This is a genomic window from Psychrobium sp. 1_MG-2023 (assembly GCF_030689115.1).
In the GTDB taxonomy this organism is placed as follows: Bacteria; Pseudomonadota; Gammaproteobacteria; order Enterobacterales; family Psychrobiaceae; genus Psychrobium.
On record NZ_JAUYVJ010000002.1, the window covers coordinates 56,864 to 76,700 of the forward strand.

Consider the following 19,837-nt stretch of genomic DNA (forward strand, 5'->3'; position numbering starts at 1 on the left):
AAAAAAGCGAATAACCAATTGAAATGGCTATTCGCTTGTTATATTTCCACACCAGCTAACAGTGAATTAAATTGCCATTAAATGACCGCGAAGCTGGGCAAAATTCGCATCAATGTCTAATGATAAAATCTCTTTATCCGCCACATCTGCCAATGCTTTTGGTAACATGACATGAATATTTAAGATCTCTTCCACCGATTCTTGGAATTTCGACGGATGAGCAGTACATAAAAAGATGCCTGTTTCATCTGCTTTTAATTCATTATCTAAAGCAAACGCTGCAATTGCGCCATGGGGCTCACATAAATAGTCTTCTTCATATAAGGCTTTTAGGCCAGCCACTGTTTGCTCTTCATCAACTTTCACACCGGTGATTAATGACTTGTCCCAGAACTGTGTTTTAAGTAGCTCTTCAATACGTGGCCAATTATTAGGTGCTGATACATCCATTGCATTTGAACGAGTAGCCACTGTTGGTGTCGGTGCCCATTCGCCCGTTTCTAAATAACGCGGCACAGTATCATTAAGATTCGTTGCTGCAATAAAGCGTTTAATCGGTAAGCCCAGTGCTTTTGCTAACATACCTGCAGTTAAGTCACCAAAGTTACCACTTGGTACACTAACCACTAAGTTTTTACGTTCACTGGCCGGCACTTTCGCAACCGCTTCAAAGTAGTAGCAGATTTGAGCTAGTAGACGAGCAATGTTAATTGAGTTAGCTGAATTTAAGCTAATCGCTTCTTTTAACTCTAAATCATCAAAGGCATCTTTAACTAATTGCTGGCAGTCATCAAAGCGACCTGTTACAGCGTAAGTATGAATGTTTTTACCTAAGGTACAGAATAACTTTTCTTGGAGAACGCTAATCTTCCCTTTCGGGTAAAGTACCGCAACATTGATATTATCTAGCCCATAAAAAGCATGCGCAACAGCAGCACCGGTATCACCAGAAGTCGCCGTTAAGATCGTCGCTTTCTCATCTTTGCATAAATGATTTAAACACTGAGCAAGAAAACGAGCGCCAAAGTCTTTAAACGCTAATGTCGGGCCATGCGTTAATTCTAATGCATAGGTTTGATCTTTAACTTTTTCGACCGCCAATGGGAAATTAAATGCGCTGCGTACCATGCTTTCAACAGTATCACTGCCTAGTTCATCACCTAAAAAGGCATCTAAAATATCAACACTTCGACTAACAAAGTCTTTAGCTAATAGCTCATCAATATTACCTAACGTAGGAATATGGCTTGGAAAGAATAAGCCTTGATTGTCTCCTAATCCTAACTTAACTGCTTGCGCAAAAGTTACACGTTGTTCATTCTTTTTTAAATTATACAGTTCCACGTAACGCCTCCCTACGGGCACCTAGAGTATCTAGTTTACAGATATGGCTAAAGCCATCATCATTTTGAATATAGTTTTGTTGTAAATAATCTTGTAATTGCTGTGCTTTAGCTAAATCTGTTGTTACCGCAAACAGTGTTGGACCACTACCACTGATTCCGCTGGCCATAGCGCCTAATTCAAGCATCGCATTCTTACTTTCGACAAAGCCTGGGATTAATGGGGCACGCACTGGCTCAGCGATAATATCCACCAGCAAGCTCGCTGCCAAGTCACTATTACCTCGGTGGCTGGCGTCAATAAATGCCGCTAAGTTTTGACCAAATTTAAGTGCTGTTTTTAACTCCACTTGGTTTGGCATTAATGCACGCGCCTCAGCGGTTGAGACTTTCGCACCGGAAAAAGCCACAACCCAATACCAATCATCGAAGCTTGGGATAGTTGAACATAATACATCATCACGTTCTACCATCAGCTGTAAACCACCAAGGTAACTTGGCGCGACATTATCAAAGTGAACGCTTCCGCTGATTTGTCCTTCTAATTGCCCCATCAGTAACAATAATTGGTTTTTAGATAATGCGTTATCATAAAACTCATTAAGGCCATAAAGAGCCGCAACCACAGAGGAAGCGCTAGAACCTAGACCACTGCCAACAGGAAGTTCTTTCTCTAGCACAAGGCTAACGCCTTTAAATGGTTTACCTAACTGAGTTAGCTCTTTTTGGTAAGCAACGGCACAATCGTACAAAATATTTTGCTTCGGGTCGCTTGGCAACTTATGCGCAAACTTACCAATGGTGCTTACCTCAATACCTTGCTCTACCTCGGCCAAGCTAACGCAATCCCCCAGCAAGCTACCATCAATTGGCGCTAATGCGCCGCCAAGAACATCAAAGCCAACACTGACATTGCCCATTGATGCTGGCGCATAAACTCTAATAGTCATTTAAACCTCTCGTTGCCACGCTAAAGTACGTAGCATATCAGCAAAAACTCCTGCTGCTGTTACCGCGTTGCCCGCGCCATAGCCACGTAACACATAAGGAAGTGGTTGATAATAACGTGAATAAAATGCCAGCGCATTTTCGCCCCCTTTAACACCATATAATGGCTCATCACTCGCCACTTCCTGAATTTCTACTTTACAGACACGTGTCTCATCTTCGCCTTCAATACTACCGACATAGCGCAGTACCTTGCCCTGCTCTTTTGCTGCTGCAATTCGCTTAGCGATCATTGCATCAGCTTGCGGAAGGTTAGTCATAAACTCCGAGATAGAACCCGACGCGTCAAAGTCAGCAGGTAACACAGACTCTACTTCAATGTCTTCAAGTTCAAGTTCCATGCCTGACTCACGGGCAAGAATAAGGACTTTACGCGCAACGTCCATACCACTTAAGTCGTCACGAGGATCGGGTTCTGTAAAACAATTCTCTTTAGCGATGGCTGTTGCTTGCGATAACGTCATTCCCTCATCAAGTTTGCCAAAAATAAATGATAATGAACCAGACAAAATCCCACTAAAGCGATTTAGCTCGTCACCTGCACTTAGTAAGTTTTGCAGGTTATCAATCACTGGCAAACCAGCACCGACGGTTGTCTCATATAAAAAGCGACGACGCTTAACCAGTGCCGCCTTGCGTAATTGGTGATAGTAATCCTGTGAAGCTGTATTCGCCTTTTTATTTGGCGTCACCACGTGGAAGCCAGCTTCTAATAACGAAACATATTGATCTGCAATCGTTTGACTACTTGTACAATCAACCACTAGCGGGTTAAGCAAGTGATTTTCTTTAGCAAAACTAATCAGCTTATGCACATCATAGCCTTGCTCAGTTGCACTTAGCTGTTCTTGCCATGATGCGGTGTCTATACCTTCCGTTGTTAATAGCATTTGACGTGAGTTAGCCAAACCACATACACGAATTGCGATGTTCTTTTTCGCCAGGTACGCCTGCTGATTATGAACCTGCTGTAATAGTTCTTGGCCAACGTTGCCACAACCCACTAAAAATAAATCGATGTACTGTAGTGAGTTAAAGAAGCGTTGATGACACGCTTTGATGGCACGAGGACAGCGATGTTGGTCGACCACTGTCGAAATTGAACGTTCAGAAGAGCCTTGTGCAATAGCAACCACATTCACACGCGCTTGAGATAACGCTTGGAAAAATTTAGCTGCAACCCCTTGCACCGTTTTCATTCTGTCACCGATTAGCGAAACGATAGCCAACTGGTGACGAATTTCAAGCGGTTCGAGTAAATCACTACGCAATTCTAATTCAAACTCAGCTTCTAATGCATTTTTAGCCACTAAGTGATCTGACGACGGTACACAAAAGCTAATACTATATTCGCTTGACGATTGGGTGATAAGGCTAATTGAAACACCCGCTAAAGAAATAGCTTCAAAAATACGACTCGCCATACCGACCATGCCTTTCATGCCTGGCCCTGAGACGCTGATCATTGAGATATCATCAAGGTTAGAAATCGCTTTCACTTGATTCTCATCATCTTGACGTGTTGCTGAAACGAGTGAACCCGGCGCATCAGGGTTAAAGCTATTTTTAATTAAACACGGGATATGATATTGAGCGATTGGTACAATTGTTTTTGGATGCAAGACTTTAGCACCGAAATAAGATAGCTCCATTGCTTCTTGGTAGCTTAGTTGCTCGATTAACTGAGCATCTTTAACTAAACGCGGGTCGGCATTATAAACACCATCGACATCAGTCCATATTTCACAACAATCTGCGCGCAAACACGCCGCTAAACAAGCTGCTGAATAATCTGAACCGTTACGACCTAAAGTGACAACTTCACCTTCACTGTTGACCGCGGTAAAGCCCGGCATTAACCAGACACGAGCCGTTGATAAATCTTTAGCGTCCATAGTGGCACGAGATGCTTCGATATCAACTTGAGCTTCTAAATAATTCGAGTCAGCATGCATAAACTCTTTTGGGTCAAGGATGTCAGTTGATACGCCACGAGCGGTTAATAGCTGAGCCATTATTGCAATTGATAAACGCTCACCAACAACTAATAACTGTGCGCGAATATTATCAGGGCATTGTGCCAGTAATTTAACACCGCTTAAGCTGCGAGTTAATAATTCAGACTCTTGTTGCCACACGGTATCAACCGCTGTGCGGTCAAAAGCGTCATACTTATCGGCAAGCCCAGAAACAATCCCCTGAAAGGTAGACTCGACACGCTCGAGCGCTTGAGAGTCAGACTCACCAGCACTGTTACGGTCAACCGCCTCAACAATGTTATTGGTTGTTTTACCCGGTGCTGATAGCACCACAGCTAATTGATCTTTGCTACAACGTTCAACCAATATGTCGGCTACACGCTCAACTCTTTCTAGGTCGGCTAAACTCGAACCACCAAACTTCATCACTCGCATGTCATCTCTCCCAAGACGTATCCCATCAGTGCCTTGCTATGCAAGTTACTCACTTAAAATTTCTACAACAGTAAAAAACTAATCCAATAAAGATAAAAAAACCCGCGTCTGTTAGGGCGCGGGTTTAGCTGTGTTTAATGTGTTATAAACGCGCTCACCCAACCCGCCGGATAATAATTCCGGTGGTAATGATAATGTGGGTGGTCAGGTTACGTAACATATTAAAAACACTTTCAAAAACGATTGGCTATAGCATGGCTATAATACGCCGGAGTGTCAATCACATTTCATTAACAAATATGACGACTTTAGTCTAAACAAAATACACATACTGAAACATCAACTAAATATTCGATTTATTTAGGATAAAATCAATCAGTTTACTCATAAGATTCATCCTAATTTAGGATTTAAATCCTCGTAAGTATCATTCATAGTAAGGAATTTGACGAATGTCGATTGCATTTGAGCACTAGACATGAGACAAATTAAAACAGCTGTTTAGTTAAACCAAGGAATTTTCATGGCCATCATCGAAGCCACGTTACTCGCCGATACGATTCTCAAAGGATTTGAGCAAAGTTATCGTAAGTTCGGTCAAATAACCCAAGACTCCCAACATCGCTTTGAACAAGCTGATTGGCATGGGGTTCAACATGCTTCGAAACAACGTATTACTGCCTATGACTCGATGATATCTGATTTATCCTTGCATTTATGCTATCAATTAGAGCAGCCTGATGTGTCAACCGAATTCTGGCAAAGTTCTAAAGCTCATTATAGTAAGCTAATCAAGGGACACCCGCAGGCTGAACAAGCAGAAACATTTTTTAACTCCATATTCTCACGCCTATTTCGGCATCGTGGTATAAGTGAGCGCCACCTTTTCATTAAAACGAGCTGTCAAAATACGCTCCATTACGACCGTAATTCGCTTTGCCACATCGTGCCTGTCGAACAAATCATTTCAACGTGTTTATTGCAGTTAGTTGATAAGTTCAAGTTTAATCTTCCTTGGGAGGATTTAGACCGCGATATAACCCTGATCAGGAAACAATTACAACCTTTTGTGAAAAGCTGTGAGTTTGACAGTATCGAATTAATTAAAGCTGTTTTTTATCGTAACAAAGCGGCATATCTTATCGGCCGAATGCGTGGAAAAAGAGACCGACCTTTTGTGCTTTCGATATTAAATAACGAGAAAGGTGCGCTCTATTTTGACGCTCTTTTAACAGACTGGGATGATATTAGTATCATCTTTGGTTTTGCCCGGGCTTATTTCATGGTCAACCATCCAAAGCCATCACAATTAGTAGCTTATCTACACGAACTGATGCCACACAAGCCAATTTATGAATTATGGGCTTCATTGGGTATTCTTAAACACAGTAAGACAGAGTTTTATCGTCAATATATTGAACACTTAGAGAATAGTGACGACCAATTCGTACTCGCTGAAGGGATTAAGGGCATGGTGATGTCGGTGTTTACCCTACCTTCCGCTGATATTGTGTTTAAAATTATTAAAGATAAGTTCGAACCGCCAAAAACCGTATCAAAGAAAATTGTTAAAGAGAAATATCAACTCGTTAAGGAACATGACCGCGTCGGGCGAATGGCCGATACGCAGGAGTTTAGTAACTTTAGTTTTCCACGAGCCCGTTTTTCTCAAGAGCTACTCGATGAGTTGCTCAAGGTTGCGCCGTCAATTGTGGAATTGACCGATGAACAAGTTATTATTAAGCACCTATATACTGAGCGAAGAATGATCCCGCTCAATATGTTTTTACGAAAAGCCAACGAACAACAAATCACTAAAGCGATTGATGAATATGGTAGTGCCATAAAGCAGCTCGCCGCTGCAAATATCTTTCCCGGAGACATGCTGTTCAAAAACTTTGGCATGACACGTCACGGCCGCGTTATCTTTTATGATTACGATGAAATATGGTACATGAGTCAATGTAACTTTAGAGAGATCCCCAAGGCTACGACCTATGAGCAAGCTATCTCAGATGAGCCTTGGTACAGCGTGGGTGAATTCGATGTATTTCCTCAAGAGTTTGCTCATTTTATGCTAGGGCGTAAAGAAGTTAAAAAGAGTTTTATGAAGCGTCATCCTGAGCTACTCGACCCTGCCTATTGGCGTAAACTCCAACAAAATATTGCGACAGGTACCTACGCCAGTGTATTGCCATATCGTCGTCGCCAACGATTAAGTCGAAAATCAAAGCGAACAATGATAAACGCTAGTTAAACGGGCTCAAATTAAGGTAAACTTACGAGAATATTTACTTTAGAGAAAATCTCATGCAAATCGAAAAAAATATCGTGGTGAGCATCCACTACCGTTTAACAGACGACAACCAGCAGGAAATTGAAAACTCATTTGGTGACATCCCAATGAGTTATCTGCACGGTCATAACACAATGATCCCTGGGTTAGAATCTGAGTTAGAAGGTAAACAAGCTGGCGATAAGCTAAATGTTACCGTAACACCAGAAAATGGTTATGGCGAATACAGCGACGGTTTAAAGCAACAGGTTCCTGCTGATGCTTTTGCTGGCCTAGATCCAGAGCCAGGCATGCAGTTTACAGCAGACACTGACCAAGGCCCAATGCCTGTGACAGTGGTGGATGTAAATGAAGAGTTTGTTACTGTTGACGGGAACCACCCATTTGCTGGTCAAACATTGCACTTTGAAGTTGAAGTTGTTGAATTACGTGACGCAACACCAACAGAAATTGAACACGGCCACTTACATGGCCACGGTGATTGCGATCACGATCACTAACCTGATTCAAGCCACAAAAAATGTGGTAGAGAACGCAATAAAAAAACCTTGCTGACGCAAGGTTTTTTTATTTAAAAATATCGTTCAGCCTTTCTATTAATTACTGGAATTGCGGCGGGAAGTTAACCAGTACTTTTTGTACCGCCTCATTAATTTTTTGCTCACGTTTTAACGGTGTTGATTTTTCACTTAGACGCGATTGCTCGGCCCCGCGCCAAATCAGTTCTTTGTTAGCTGAAATGAAATCAACAATCAATGTACCCGCTTTATACTCTCTTTGAGCACTATTTAAGTTCATGTGCCAATTTAAATGCGAGTGATGATAGCCATAACCAAAGCTCCAATAATAAGGATGGGTTGTCGTTAAATCGCGTTCACGTTTCGTATCTATCACTGTTTGATAGTTCACCATCACATCAGCTTCGTTGGGTGCAACCTTTCGAAAACCTTTACTCTGTAACTCCCTGTCTATCGCTGTAACTATCCTTTTTTGGTTAATATCACTGGTATAAAAATTATCACCATTATCCTGCGATTTTGACTCTACCACCCATGCATATGTGTTAATTTTTTCAAAATTAACACTACGATCATAATCATAGTTTGGTGTTGATTTACAACCAACCAACATTAAAGCAACTATTATAAGTAACCATTTAATCTTAATCATTTTTTATTTAACCTCTATACCTATTAAACCACAGGGTAACTTAACTGACGCTGTATATCGACTATAGCCGGATAGCGTCCAATATATCCTTTGTCAATATCATCTTCAAAGGGAGCTCGATGTAATCCCCCCTTGTCACCGTATTGCCGAGCCAGCCAATGATTAACTTGCCTAATCGACGGATACAGTAATGGTGTAAAATTATGATGGTTTTTGACCAACAATTGACAGTGATGTTCAGGCTCTCCCGTTTCAGCATTCCATTGTGGTTGATGAGATGAATTTGCAACTCGTAGTAAAGACAAAAAGCCAATACCGTGACCATGAATACTGTTAAAGGTAGGTGCGACAATCGTTGCACCTTTACAAGTGAGAAACACAACCTCAGAGTCTGTGACTTTTAAGACTTTTTTAATATGACTTCGAGAGTGACCCGTTTGATGTAGAACTTTATTAACTAAAGCAATCCAGTCCCGAGCATGAAACTCTTGATGCATAAGAGACTCCTAACCTTTCTTTTACTGCATTAATCATAGTAATGCGTTATATCGATAATGTAACATATTATCTAAAAGAAATAGGGGCTTAGATCATTATATTTAATGTTATCGCTCTGGGTAACTTCACGTTTACCAATGACTCTTACTAATCATTTCATTAGCCAATTGATGATATTTGGTTAGATGTAACACAGCATCAGCATCGCCAGAGAGCGCTCCCCAAGATGATAGCAATCCATTAGGGTTAACCCCTTGCCTAATTGGGTACTCATAATTTAATTTAGCGTAAAGCGCTTGCACTCGTTTTGTTGTTAGAAATTCGATAAACTGCGTGGCATTTTTTTTATTTTTAGCAGCCTGAGTTATCGCGACACCACTAATGTTAATATGCGTTCCAAAGGCATTATCTCGCGGAAAAATAATGCCGACATTAGCATAGGCTCTACGGTCAGCAGGTTTCTTACTGGCAGACAGCATCCCATAATAATAGCTATTGGCTATCGCGAGATCACATTGACCATTACTGACCTTTCGTATTTGATCTCGATCCCCACCGTGTGGGCGCATGGCTAAGTTCTTCACAAACATTTTAATCCAATTCTCACTCCACGCTTTACCGTAGTTATAAATGAAACTTGCGACCAAAGAACGGTTATAAAAATGTCCTCCTTGGCGAGCACAAATTTTACCTTGCCATTGAGGGTCTGTTAAGTCTTGATAACTCGTAATAGCATCAATAGCCACTCGCTCCTTCGAATAGAAAATTGCTCTTGCTCGTACTGACAATCCTACCCAGTGGCCGTCAGGATCTCTTAATTGCTTAGGTACATTTTCTAGGATATTGTTCGATGGAATAGGCTGTAATAAATTGAGTGTTTTTGCGCCCTCTAATCGGGCAACATCCGAAGTCAATAGCACATCAGCAAAACTATCTTCACCGTCTTTGATTAATCGCTGCAATAGAACGTCTGCCTTTCCGCTAACAACATTCACTTTAATGCCCGTTTCTTGGGTAAACTGCTCAATAATAGGGTTAATTAATTCAGCCTGACGAAATGAATAAACATTGACTACCTGATCTTTGGCCATACTAAAACGAGGCAATAGTGCCCCCATCAACAACCCAACACATACTAATCGATACATTAAAAACCAAAAACACAAATGATAATAGTTTGCATTTAATCATTTTTACTTTATGATGTACAGCATTGATTTTCGGTCACATCAAATGCAGGAGAATGAGTGATTGTAAATAAGTGGATGTCTCTGTTGAGTCGTTATTACGTAATATTATTAATGTGGATATGTGGTTCTGCATTATCTTTTTCTGTATTTTGGACCGTTATTTATTATGAGTCTCAATATAACTATCATGTATTTGAAGCCTCTTTCGAAGATAAAGTAACAAACCTAAATCGCTCCATTTACGCTATCGAAAAGATTTTCTTAGCGACGGATAGTTTGCTCACTATTGCCCCAGATCTTAGCAAAGAGAGTTTTGCCAAGCTCATTAATACCGAAATGCTAACTAATACAGGGTTAGAAGGCGTACAGTGGGCTCCTTTAGTCAAAGAGTCTGAACTAACACAGTTTGAACAAAGTGTTCGGTCAAGTGGTATTTTTGACTATCGTATTCATTTCCCCTCTGCGCAAAGTGCTTGTGATGACCTAAGAACATCACAAAGATTTCCTGTTTTATACTCCGAACCTCAAGATAGTTTAGGGCATGAGTTAGGGTTACAACTTGGTCATAGCTGTTCAGTTTCAGTCGCCATGCAAAATGCTTTACACACTCATAGCATGGTGAGTTCAAGTTTTAAGGATAAAAATGACGATATTGGCGTTAGATTATTAAAACCTATCTTCGATAGTTCAGGCGATCATCGAGGCTATATCAGCGGTATCATCATGCTCAATCAGTTCATTGATACCTTGTTTAGTGAGTTAACGCTTTCTCATGATTATCGGCTCGTTATCTATAGTGATCAAAATAAGCAACACTTACTATATGACTCTTCTTGGTACCAAACATGTGATACCTGTACTAACCATGAGATTAGCCAAAACTTAAAGAAAACCGTACCTTTTGCCAACCAACTTTGGCATATCGAGTTTTCCAAGCACAACGTTGATTCGAGAGCTAACGCCTATGCACTAAGCGGGGCGAGTGTCGTGATTTTTTTAACCCTGTCATTAAGCTTCTATGTCTGGATGAGTCTTAACAGAGTCCGCTGGGCAAACCAGCTTGTTAGCGAGAGAACTAAGTCTTTACGTTATCAAGCAAACCATGATGAACTGACACAGCTCTATAATAAGCAGGCACTAAGTCAAATTTTGCAACAGCGATTACACGGTGTAAAAGAGCAAGAATTTACTACTTTTAGCGTGCTATTCATAGACCTAGATCACTTTAAAAAAGTTAATGACACCATGGGGCATTTAGTTGGTGATCGCTTACTACAACAAGTAGCTGATCGCTTACGAAACAGCGCTCGTGAATTAGATGATATTTTTAGATTTGGTGGTGACGAGTTTGTGTTAATCATTCATGGTCATCACTTTCCCAATGAAATAACAAAGATTGCACAACGCATCCTTAACAACTTAATTAAGGAATATATTATCGATCAGCGACAATATTGCGTTGGTGCTAGCATTGGTATTCTTGAAAATATCAAACCTCATACAAAGTATGATGATGTCTTAAGAAATGCCGACATCGCGATGTATGAAGCCAAAAGACAAGGTCGCGGGCAGATTATTTCTTATACCAATGAAATGTACAGACGATTGGTTGATAAGCAGCAATTTGAAACGAGTCTAGCCAAAAGTATAAAACATAATCAACTTGAACTTCACTTCCAACCCATTGTTTCAGCCCAAGAGCAACTATGTGGATTTGAGGCTTTATGCCGCTGGCAGCACCCAAAGCATGGTTTAATAATGCCAAATCATTTTATTGAAATTGCAGAAGAAAACGGTTTTATTCATCAATTAGGCTCATGGGCAATTAGCCGCGCGTGTGAAAAGCTAGCACACTGGATTGAAGAGTATGGGGAAGATCATTGCCCTTATATCAGCTTAAATGTCTCACCGTACCAGTTGACTAAACCACACATTGTTACACAAATAAAACAGGCTCTTCACAGACATCACATACCCGCAAACTTACTTGCAATTGAACTGACTGAATCGGCACTTATTGAAAATAAAGAAATGGCCAAACAGCACCTGCTAGAGATCCGTCAACTGGGTGTCAAAGTGTTACTTGATGACTTTGGTACCGGGTTTTCTTCGTTATCATTATTACAGGATTTTCCCATCGACGTATTAAAAATTGATCGGAGCTTTATACTTGGCATTATCAGTGATAACCATGAGTCAAAAAAATTGGTTAGAGCGATTATTAAGATGGCAACGGCACTTAATATGACAACAATTGCTGAAGGAGTCGAAGACTCGGTCACTATCGAGTGGCTCGCTAAAAACGGTTGTGAACTAACACAAGGTTATTACCACGCCAAGCCGCTTGATAGCACAAACTTAGCCCAGTTTATGAGCCAACGTCATTCAGCTAGAACAAAAAATATAAAGAAAACGCCTTGCTTTAGCACATGCCTGCAACCATTACCAACAAGCTAATTGACGTGGCTTTTAAAATACCCCGTTCTGATTAACCGATTATGTCGACATTGCTATATGGGGAATATCATCTTCTAAATATTCCTCTGATACAGGGTTAAAACCGTGTTGCTGATAAAAGGATTGCAAATGTGTCTGTGCAGAAATCTTCACTTGTAGCTTTGGCCAATGCTTGGCAGTTAAAAGTAAAGACTCCTTAATTAACTCATGCCCCACTCGCTCACCTCTTACGCACGCTTTAGTGACCACACGACCTATACTGGCGTGCCCGTCATAAGATACTCCCGGAGCCAGAACTCTGCTATAAGCACACAATGTTAACTGCCCCCTTTCATCTGATTGGTAGCCCAACAGGTGAAGCGTTGAGTCGACAGTGTCTTTGTCATCCAAGTCCTGGTAAAAACATGTTTGTTCCACAACAAAAACTTCCGCACGCAACTGAAGTAATTGGTAAAGTTGATGTGTAGTGAGTTGCTCAAACGTAAATACTTGCCATTGAATAGCCAAAGTGCTTCCTTAATTTTATCATTATAAAACGGTGTTACTGTAACATACTCCAATGCACTTTTTCCGACACAGTATTTAACAAGTTCGGAGTGTATTTTTGTGAAGCTATTCAAGGATTCATCAATAAAAAAGCAGATAGTCAGATTTAAATTGTATAAGTGGTTACTATAGCCAGCGCACCTAATGCTAAATAAGGCAATTTATTGCTATCTAATAAACAAACAGGCATTATCTGCGCCACATTTTTTATAACTAAACTCAAACCCACGGGGAATATTGAATGAGTGTTTTAATGGGCATTATTGGCATCATCAGCTTAATAGCAATTGCCATACTCCTTTCGGAAAACCGTAAAGCAATTAATCTAAAAACCGTCATAGTTGCTTTTCTCATTCAGGCAAGTTTAGGTGCATTCGTACTATACATCCCTGCTGGGCAAAGTGTACTCGAAGGAATCTCTGGCGCCGTACAAGCGGTTATCGATAGCGCTCAAGCTGGCTTAAATTTCCTCTTTGGTGGATTAGTTAGTGGCAAAATGTTTGAGCTATTTGGTGATAACGGCTTTATTTTCGCGCTTCGAGTCTTACCTATTATCATTTTTTTCTCATCGTTTATCGCTGTACTTTATTATTTAGGCATCATGCAAAAGGTTGTGCAAATTTTTGGTCGCTTACTACAAAAAGCGCTTGGCACTAGCCGCACAGAGTCACTTTCAGCAACAGCCAATGTGTTCGTAGGCCAAACAGAAGCGCCATTGGTAGTGCGTCCTTACATCGCAGGCATGACGCGCTCTGAACTATTCGCCGTCATGGTTGGTGGCTTAGCGTCAGTAGCAGGGTCGGTTCTCGCTGGTTACGCCTCGCTAGGTGTCGAATTAAAATATTTAGTTGCCGCCTCTTTTATGGCTGCGCCGGGTGGTTTATTAATGGCAAAATTAATTGTGCCTGAAACCAAAACGCCTAAAGATGAATATAAAGAAGATGAACAAGAAGAAAAGCCTGCCAACGTAATTGATGCAGCGGCCTCTGGCGCGGCGTCAGGCTTACAGTTAGCGCTCAATGTTGGCGCAATGTTACTTGCCTTTATCGGTTTGATTGCCTTAATGAATGGTATGGTCGGGTACGTAGCGGGATTAATGGGCCATGAAGATATCACTATCCAGTTATTGCTTGGTTACGTGTTTGCGCCATTAGCTTTCTTAATTGGTGTTCCTTGGCACGAAGCTGTCCAAGCGGGTAGCTTCATTGGACAAAAGCTAGTGATCAATGAATTCGTTGCTTATATTGACTTTATGAATATGCGAGAGTCATTGTCGCAACAATCACAAGCAATCATTACCTTTGCATTATGCGGTTTTGCTAATTTATCTTCGATTGCCATCTTACTCGGTGGCTTAGGCGCTATGGCACCGAGTCGTCGTAAAGAAATTGCAACCTTAGGTTTAAAGGCAGTTGCAGCGGGTAGTCTGTCGAACCTGATGAGTGCAACACTAGCAGGTTTATTCTTAGCGTTATAATAACGCTTAGCAAGTATAATTTCACTTAGGGAGCCTCGGCTCCCTTTTTAATTCTTTCCACCGATTAAAAACTCGCTATAATGATAACTCCTTGCTTTAAAGAGCTTAAACATTATGAAGTCTATTTTATTATCGCTAACTACCATTATCTTCCTTGCTGGCTGTGCCAGTACTGCCGAAACAACAGATACCATCGTCGATAAGACACAATCGGAGCACTGTAAGGCGCTACGTAAAAAAATTGATGACCTCAAAGGTAACCCTGTGCGCCGCACAACGGCGAGAGAGTATTACCAAAAAGACTGTTTACAATAAGCACCTACCATCGAAAAGCCAATTGGATTGCTAACTGCATTGTTTGTTCGATGTTTAGCCGGTTGGCTTTAAGTAACAGATCCCATCTAGCCGTTTGATACATAATTGTCGGCGTCTGATACTTCATATCATAAAGTACTGAAAAATTACCTATTCCCAGCGCTGTACTCAACCCAAACTCATAAAAATTTAAGTCTCCCTGTACTTTGGCATTCAATAAATAACTAAACCGCTCTCCTTGATAAGCGGCCGCGAACAGCACTGTTTTTGGTAGCTGATAACTAACATTCTTTTCTAGTTCAACACCACGATACAGTGGTAAAAATGATTGATAGCCTTGATCATTAACATAAACATTATCAGTACTGACTCGCCCTTGGCTAAAACCTAACTGATTAACTTTATATTTTGAGTACAAATCGTTAATTGACAGCGTTAGGTCGATAGGGCTCAATGGATTCCAAAAGAAACTTATGTCGGTAGTAACGCCTTTTCCTCGTTCCTGCCAATCATCATTGTTTGGACGCTTTAGTAAATTGTTATGAGAGTAAACCTCGTCGAGATGTAATTGGCCATTAATCTCATCGTTCAAATTCAGCTCAACTTCTCCTGATAATCGACTACGCCTTAAAGCATCTAACGACCATAAACCAACGTCAACGGTAACTCGAAACTGATCATCACCAAAGGTATAGCCCCCAAACACACCAGTAGCTTGCAATTGCTCCATTTGTAAAGATACTGGAAATCGTTCTCGATGAGGAGCTTGTTGTTGCTCGATAAAATAGTAAGCATCGCTTGTTTGTTTAGTTGTTGAGAGAAAATAGTCTAGGCGTTTAGCAACACCAATATGATAATGTTTCGCCTGGTATGCCAGACTCATACTATTTTGGCTAAAAGCTTGATCAGCCCGAGACTGAGGCTGCTCTTTCCACTCATCCTTAAACAATTGGCTCACCGGAACAATATTACTGAACGAATGGCTCGTCAACGCCAACTCAAAGCGAGGCTCTTCAAACATTAGCCATTGCTGTTGAGTCATTTTAGGGTTAGCGGCTTTGGCATCATTTGGCGAACCAACAAAAAAAACTAAACTGCACAGTATAAAAATAACAAGTCGACTCACTAACCACTCCTTTTGATAGAGACAATAAAAAAGCTGCCATTTACAAAGAAATGACAGCTTACTCTAATAATTTATTTTAATGCAAATTTAGCAACTTACAGGCTTTCAACTGTGCCATTAGCATAAATAACTAATAGCAACTTACCTCGCATGACCACCTCAGCGGCTTCTTCACCATTAACGGTAATGATACCTAAAGTCACTTGCTCATCAGCGTCCGTTTGCTCAGGGACAGTTAAGACTACAGAAGTTCCTTGCTCATTAGCAATTGTCACTTGTTGTTGCTCTGTTGTGATATAACTGATCGTAAATGTACGCTGTGCATCTTCACCTGGGAGCTGGTAAGTCGCCGTTAGATTTAATTCACCATCTTCAAGAGCGGTGCGTTTACCATTGAGGGTCAAATTAACGTCATAATCGGCCAATGTTACACCAACCGACAATGCTGCATTAACATTTAAAAACTGATCTTCTGACTCTAAGCCTGATACCTGATCCGGCTCAGTAATCCAAGCATCAAAGGTATGGCTAGAGCCGGCAACCACATCATCCGCATTAATATAACCTTCGGCAACTCCAACACCTTGGAGATATGTTTGAATTGATGACCAGTTATATATGTGATTAGCGACAGTCAACGCTGAAGAGATTTCATATGGACTCATGTAATGTAAGTAGTTGTCATTACTAAAGGCATTATCAAAACTATCAGTGGTGTAGCAGTTATCTTGCTGCGGTATCACTAAATCACCATCGTAATCAATTAATAATCCATCTGCATTAAAGTCATCGCCCCACAAATCACACACTTCAACACTATCTGCTGACGAATCAGCATCTATACTCAGAGGGGTGTAAGTAACCACTCTCGCAAAATACGGCATATGGTAGGTAACTGTAACCCTATCATCCTTTAAACCAATATCATCTGTTTGTGATTTAATCGTGCTAAGCTCTAGCATCTCATTATAATCGTTGCGCATACGTTGGGTTAACAAAAAGTTAGCAGGCGACTCTAAGTCCAACTGCAAAGATGAGACTAAACTTTGCTCTAAATTTAATGTGATCTCATTGGCATCAGCACTCACATCTAGCTGATAAGCATCAGCTAAAAGCTCTTCACTCAAATACGTATTCAGCGTCAATGAATCTCCGTTAGATAAGCTACTTAATTGCTGATAATCATTAACAGATAAGATGCCAAAGTCACCATTATATAATGAGCGGCCACTGGTTCGGCGATCTTTAAACATTGACAAAGATGAAGTCACATCCATCGGTGCATTACCATTTAGGAATTGATTTCCTGCAAAATAATCATTTGCTGTCGCATAAGTTGAGAAGTCCTCCTCAGAAAACGACACCATCTCTCCATCTGGATATTCAAACTCCCAAGTATTGGTGAAGCTTGGAATAGGCTGATTATCATCAGTCATCGGACTGTTTTTGTCATAAGAACGACTAATCGTATAGGCTCTATATTCGTTAGCAACGCCATCGTCTGTGCTATCAATTGGGCTAACTTTTTGACTATAGATATAATCAGTGTCTTGATGGGATGAATGGTAAGCATAAATGTATTCATCGCCTAAAGCGGTACTATTAGTTCGGAAAGATAATGTCCTTTCAAACCCTTCACCATACCGTGCTTTTGGATTCTCATCAGTGATGGTTAACATTTCATCCCAATGACCCGCATTAGCTCCGGGAGTAAACGTATAAGTAAAAGTTTCACCGCCCTCTAGCGATTCAACAATACTTCGACCATCTTGTGATACCGTCACTTGATAGTTTTGCTCAAATTTACGACCGTAATGGGCCAGGCCAGCCGCTTGGTACCCTTGTGCATTATCACTATCAATTGTTAATGTAGCAGAGATCCTATCACCTGCGAGTGAACTGAACTCACCACTTAGAGAGATATGTTTTGGGAGAATGTCATATTCTTCGATGATTTGACTTTCGCCCTCACCTACTTGCCATTCTGAAACAACTTTTGGTACTAAAACAGGCATTACTTGAGTTGATACTTTACCCGTGAAGCTCAATGGGTTAGTGACTATTTCTGTAGCTAACTGCGTTAGCGTCACTTCAAGTGAAACCTCTCCCGCTGACGGCATTGGCACTTCACCCATTTCTAGCTGTGCTTTCGTTACAGCCTCATCAAATGACACTTTTAGCATACTGCCTGTTGCAAGAGTAAGTTTAGCCCCTGTGCTTTCAAGTTCACCACTGAGGTTTAAACTCACTGACAGTTGATCTTCACTTTGCTCTAGTACAATATCAAGCGTCGCTTTTTCGCTACCTTCTGTCGCATTAACCATAAATTGATAGTTTTCAGGATCAAAGGTTACTGTACCTGTTGCACTTGATGTTGTACCTGTTAACCAGTCTGCTAATTGAAAAACCGTACCAGTAGCCGTACCTGCATCCATTGCCATCTGAATATTTGAGATCGCAACACCGAGAGTCGACACTAAAGTAAATTTCTCTACTTCAGCATCAACCATCAGAGAAGCGTCTTCTGAAAGCTTAATTGCTGCCTCTCCTTTAGTGTCAACGTCTTGACCACTTGCTTTGTTTAAATCAAATAAATTAGCAAATACTCGAATGTCCTCAATTAATCCAGCCGCAATATCAACGTTACCACCTTCAATAATTTTATCTGAGATCGGTGTAATACGGCCATCGTCATTCGCTTGTTCTTGCTTTACAACAGCCTCGTTAGTCAAGTTAGTCGCACGTTGGCTTAACGATTCAACCAACGCAGTTGTTTCAGCGTTATCAAAATCTTTTTGAATATTTGCAACCATATAATGTGCTAATGAACTGGCCAAAGACAGCACATCACTTAGCGCCAGTTCAAAGTCATCATCGTCATCTTGATTAACTAAAAATTCACCATCATTATCTACTAAATCTTGAGCAGCCTGAGCTAATTTCTGAGATTGTGTTGCTCCGTCACCTCCAGCAAATAAAGAGCTAGCGATAGCCGCATTAATTAAGCCATATTTCAGTTCATTTTCATTATCCTCATCAACAATATCTTGGGTACTGTTAATATTTGTTGGGGCTAATGTATTAATATCACCGATGATACCTAAGGTGTTACCAACCTGGGATAGTGTTGTTGTAATCGTTGATGCATCAATAGTTTCTTTCGACTCGATTAAAGATGAAGCAAGGTGAGTTACAGCAGAAACGTTAAGCCTTACCGGCTCAACCACATCCTTATCAATATGTGAAATAGCGCTTAAACTAAAGTCTGGGTCATTCGTACTTAAATTAATCTTCCCACCGAATTCAACCTCACCACAGCCATCTTGAACATCACATAGCATTTCAGTCGGAGTTGTCCCTCCGGTAATCGGAGAAATAACGACTTTAAGAGGACCATCGTAATCAAGTAAAGTCACTGTGTAATTTCCATCTGCGTCAGTGATTATTTCTGCATCTTCTAACTCATCCTCAGTCAACATAACCGCTTCATTATTCACAAACTTATAAGGTGTTACACGAGCATTGCTCAGTACACCTTTTATTGCAACACCAGTAACAACTGTTTTCACAGGCGCAGGCCCTTGATCAGGCTGTGATGTTACCACATCTTTTTTATCAGAATCTCCACACGCAGAAAGCGCAGCAGAAATGGCGAGACAAACTAAGGCTTTTCTAAACTTCATTTCACTTTTCCCTAAACTGAATTAAAACACAGTGTATTTTATCGAAGTGCCAAAAGTGGCTGGATTTCGAGCTTAGCAATTTTAATAGACAATGAAAACAGTTTAAAAACAAATCAACTTGTAGTTTATTTAATCTAACTTTTTGAGAATGGCCCAGAGGTATAATTAACGCACTTCAACCACGATAAAAGCCGGCCTCATTAATTATCAAATAGTTACATATCACTACATAAAATCAGACTGACTCATGCTAAAACCAACGATTGCTCAATGAAAGAAAAGGCAGCGCACTAAAACCTAATTGGATAAACCAG

The 19,837-nt window shown here is 40.7% G+C and carries 14 protein-coding genes; 5 read left to right on the top strand and 9 right to left on the bottom strand.

Annotated features, from left to right (window positions below; translation table 11 throughout):
- Positions 1-66 precede the first annotated feature (66 nt).
- The 3 genes from thrC to thrA are packed head-to-tail and all read right to left on the bottom strand — an operon-like array spanning position 67 to position 4,765.
- Complete coding sequence (gene thrC, locus Q8W26_RS01340) at positions 67-1,344, bottom strand: threonine synthase (RefSeq protein WP_101213093.1); 1,278 nt, start codon at positions 1,342-1,344, stop codon at positions 67-69.
- Positions 1,331-2,293: a homoserine kinase gene (gene thrB, locus Q8W26_RS01345; RefSeq protein WP_101213092.1), complete on the bottom strand. Its 963-nt coding sequence runs from the start codon at positions 2,291-2,293 to the stop codon at positions 1,331-1,333. The genes thrC and thrB overlap by 14 nt, the downstream gene beginning before the upstream one ends.
- The gene (thrA, locus tag Q8W26_RS01350) at positions 2,294-4,765 is read right to left on the bottom strand and encodes a bifunctional aspartate kinase/homoserine dehydrogenase I (protein ID WP_101213091.1); all 2,472 of its coding nucleotides are present in this window, start codon (positions 4,763-4,765) and stop codon (positions 2,294-2,296) included.
- Between the two features lie 523 nt (positions 4,766-5,288).
- Here thrA and aceK point away from each other — a divergent pair.
- Together aceK and Q8W26_RS01360 are read left to right on the top strand one after the other, a co-directional pair.
- Complete coding sequence (gene aceK / locus Q8W26_RS01355; RefSeq protein WP_101213090.1) at positions 5,289-7,022, top strand: bifunctional isocitrate dehydrogenase kinase/phosphatase; 1,734 nt, start codon at positions 5,289-5,291, stop codon at positions 7,020-7,022.
- Between the two features lie 53 nt (positions 7,023-7,075).
- Positions 7,076-7,561, top strand: a complete 486-nt coding sequence (locus Q8W26_RS01360; RefSeq protein ID WP_101213089.1) for a peptidylprolyl isomerase — start codon at positions 7,076-7,078, stop codon at positions 7,559-7,561.
- 100 nt (positions 7,562-7,661) lie between these two features.
- Here Q8W26_RS01360 and Q8W26_RS01365 read toward each other — a convergent pair whose 3' ends face one another.
- The 3 genes from Q8W26_RS01365 to Q8W26_RS01375 form a co-directional block, all read right to left on the bottom strand.
- Positions 7,662-8,231 (bottom strand): DUF4136 domain-containing protein, encoded by a 570-nt coding sequence (locus Q8W26_RS01365; protein WP_101213088.1) that lies wholly within the window; start codon positions 8,229-8,231, stop codon positions 7,662-7,664.
- Between the two features lie 23 nt (positions 8,232-8,254).
- Positions 8,255-8,728: a hypothetical protein gene (locus tag Q8W26_RS01370; protein ID WP_101213087.1), complete on the bottom strand. Its 474-nt coding sequence runs from the start codon at positions 8,726-8,728 to the stop codon at positions 8,255-8,257.
- A gap of 132 nt (positions 8,729-8,860) precedes the next feature.
- Positions 8,861-9,877, bottom strand: a complete 1,017-nt coding sequence (locus tag Q8W26_RS01375; RefSeq protein ID WP_101213086.1) for an extracellular solute-binding protein — start codon at positions 9,875-9,877, stop codon at positions 8,861-8,863.
- Positions 9,878-9,976: 99 nt separating this feature from the next.
- On the opposite strand from Q8W26_RS01375, the gene Q8W26_RS01380 reads away from it, so the two are divergent.
- Positions 9,977-12,376, top strand: coding sequence for an EAL domain-containing protein (locus Q8W26_RS01380; RefSeq protein WP_305471979.1), 2,400 nt, complete (start codon positions 9,977-9,979; stop codon positions 12,374-12,376).
- A 39-nt stretch (positions 12,377-12,415) separates the two neighbouring features.
- On the opposite strand, the gene Q8W26_RS01385 is transcribed toward Q8W26_RS01380, so the two are convergent.
- Positions 12,416-12,883 carry a GNAT family N-acetyltransferase gene (locus Q8W26_RS01385; protein ID WP_370694250.1) on the bottom strand — a complete coding sequence of 156 codons (468 nt, stop codon included), beginning with the start codon at positions 12,881-12,883 and terminating at the stop codon, positions 12,416-12,418.
- 280 nt (positions 12,884-13,163) lie between these two features.
- Here Q8W26_RS01385 and Q8W26_RS01390 point away from each other — a divergent pair, with 280 nt between their 5' ends.
- Both Q8W26_RS01390 and Q8W26_RS01395 read left to right on the top strand, forming a co-directional pair.
- On the top strand, positions 13,164-14,399 hold the full coding sequence (locus Q8W26_RS01390) for a NupC/NupG family nucleoside CNT transporter (protein WP_101213084.1): 1,236 nt from the start codon (positions 13,164-13,166) through the stop codon (positions 14,397-14,399).
- A 114-nt stretch (positions 14,400-14,513) separates the two neighbouring features.
- On the top strand, positions 14,514-14,714 hold the full coding sequence (locus tag Q8W26_RS01395; protein WP_305471982.1) for a hypothetical protein: 201 nt from the start codon (positions 14,514-14,516) through the stop codon (positions 14,712-14,714).
- Positions 14,715-14,718: 4 nt separating this feature from the next.
- Here Q8W26_RS01395 and Q8W26_RS01400 read toward each other — a convergent pair whose 3' ends face one another.
- Positions 14,719-15,840, bottom strand: a complete 1,122-nt coding sequence (locus tag Q8W26_RS01400; protein ID WP_305471984.1) for a hypothetical protein — start codon at positions 15,838-15,840, stop codon at positions 14,719-14,721.
- Between the two features lie 95 nt (positions 15,841-15,935).
- Positions 15,936-19,523, bottom strand: coding sequence for a hypothetical protein (locus Q8W26_RS01405; RefSeq protein ID WP_305471987.1), 3,588 nt, complete (start codon positions 19,521-19,523; stop codon positions 15,936-15,938).
- Positions 19,524-19,837 lie beyond the last annotated feature (314 nt).

Excerpts from the sequence above, each read along its gene's own strand:
- thrA (WP_101213091.1), bottom strand. The coding sequence starts at position 4,765 with ATGCGAGTGATGAAGTTTGGTGGTTCGAGTTTAGCCGACCTAGAAAGA.
- Q8W26_RS01390 (WP_101213084.1), top strand. The coding sequence starts at position 13,164 with ATGAGTGTTTTAATGGGCATTATTGGCATCATCAGCTTAATAGCAATT.
- Q8W26_RS01395 (WP_305471982.1), top strand. The coding sequence starts at position 14,514 with ATGAAGTCTATTTTATTATCGCTAACTACCATTATCTTCCTTGCTGGC.
- Q8W26_RS01360 (WP_101213089.1), top strand. The coding sequence starts at position 7,076 with ATGCAAATCGAAAAAAATATCGTGGTGAGCATCCACTACCGTTTAACA.
- aceK (WP_101213090.1), top strand. The coding sequence starts at position 5,289 with ATGGCCATCATCGAAGCCACGTTACTCGCCGATACGATTCTCAAAGGA.
- thrB (WP_101213092.1), bottom strand. The coding sequence starts at position 2,293 with ATGACTATTAGAGTTTATGCGCCAGCATCAATGGGCAATGTCAGTGTT.
- Q8W26_RS01405 (WP_305471987.1), bottom strand. The coding sequence starts at position 19,523 with ATGAAGTTTAGAAAAGCCTTAGTTTGTCTCGCCATTTCTGCTGCGCTT.
- Q8W26_RS01375 (WP_101213086.1), bottom strand. The coding sequence starts at position 9,877 with ATGTATCGATTAGTATGTGTTGGGTTGTTGATGGGGGCACTATTGCCT.
- Q8W26_RS01365 (WP_101213088.1), bottom strand. The coding sequence starts at position 8,231 with ATGATTAAGATTAAATGGTTACTTATAATAGTTGCTTTAATGTTGGTT.
- Q8W26_RS01370 (WP_101213087.1), bottom strand. The coding sequence starts at position 8,728 with ATGCATCAAGAGTTTCATGCTCGGGACTGGATTGCTTTAGTTAATAAA.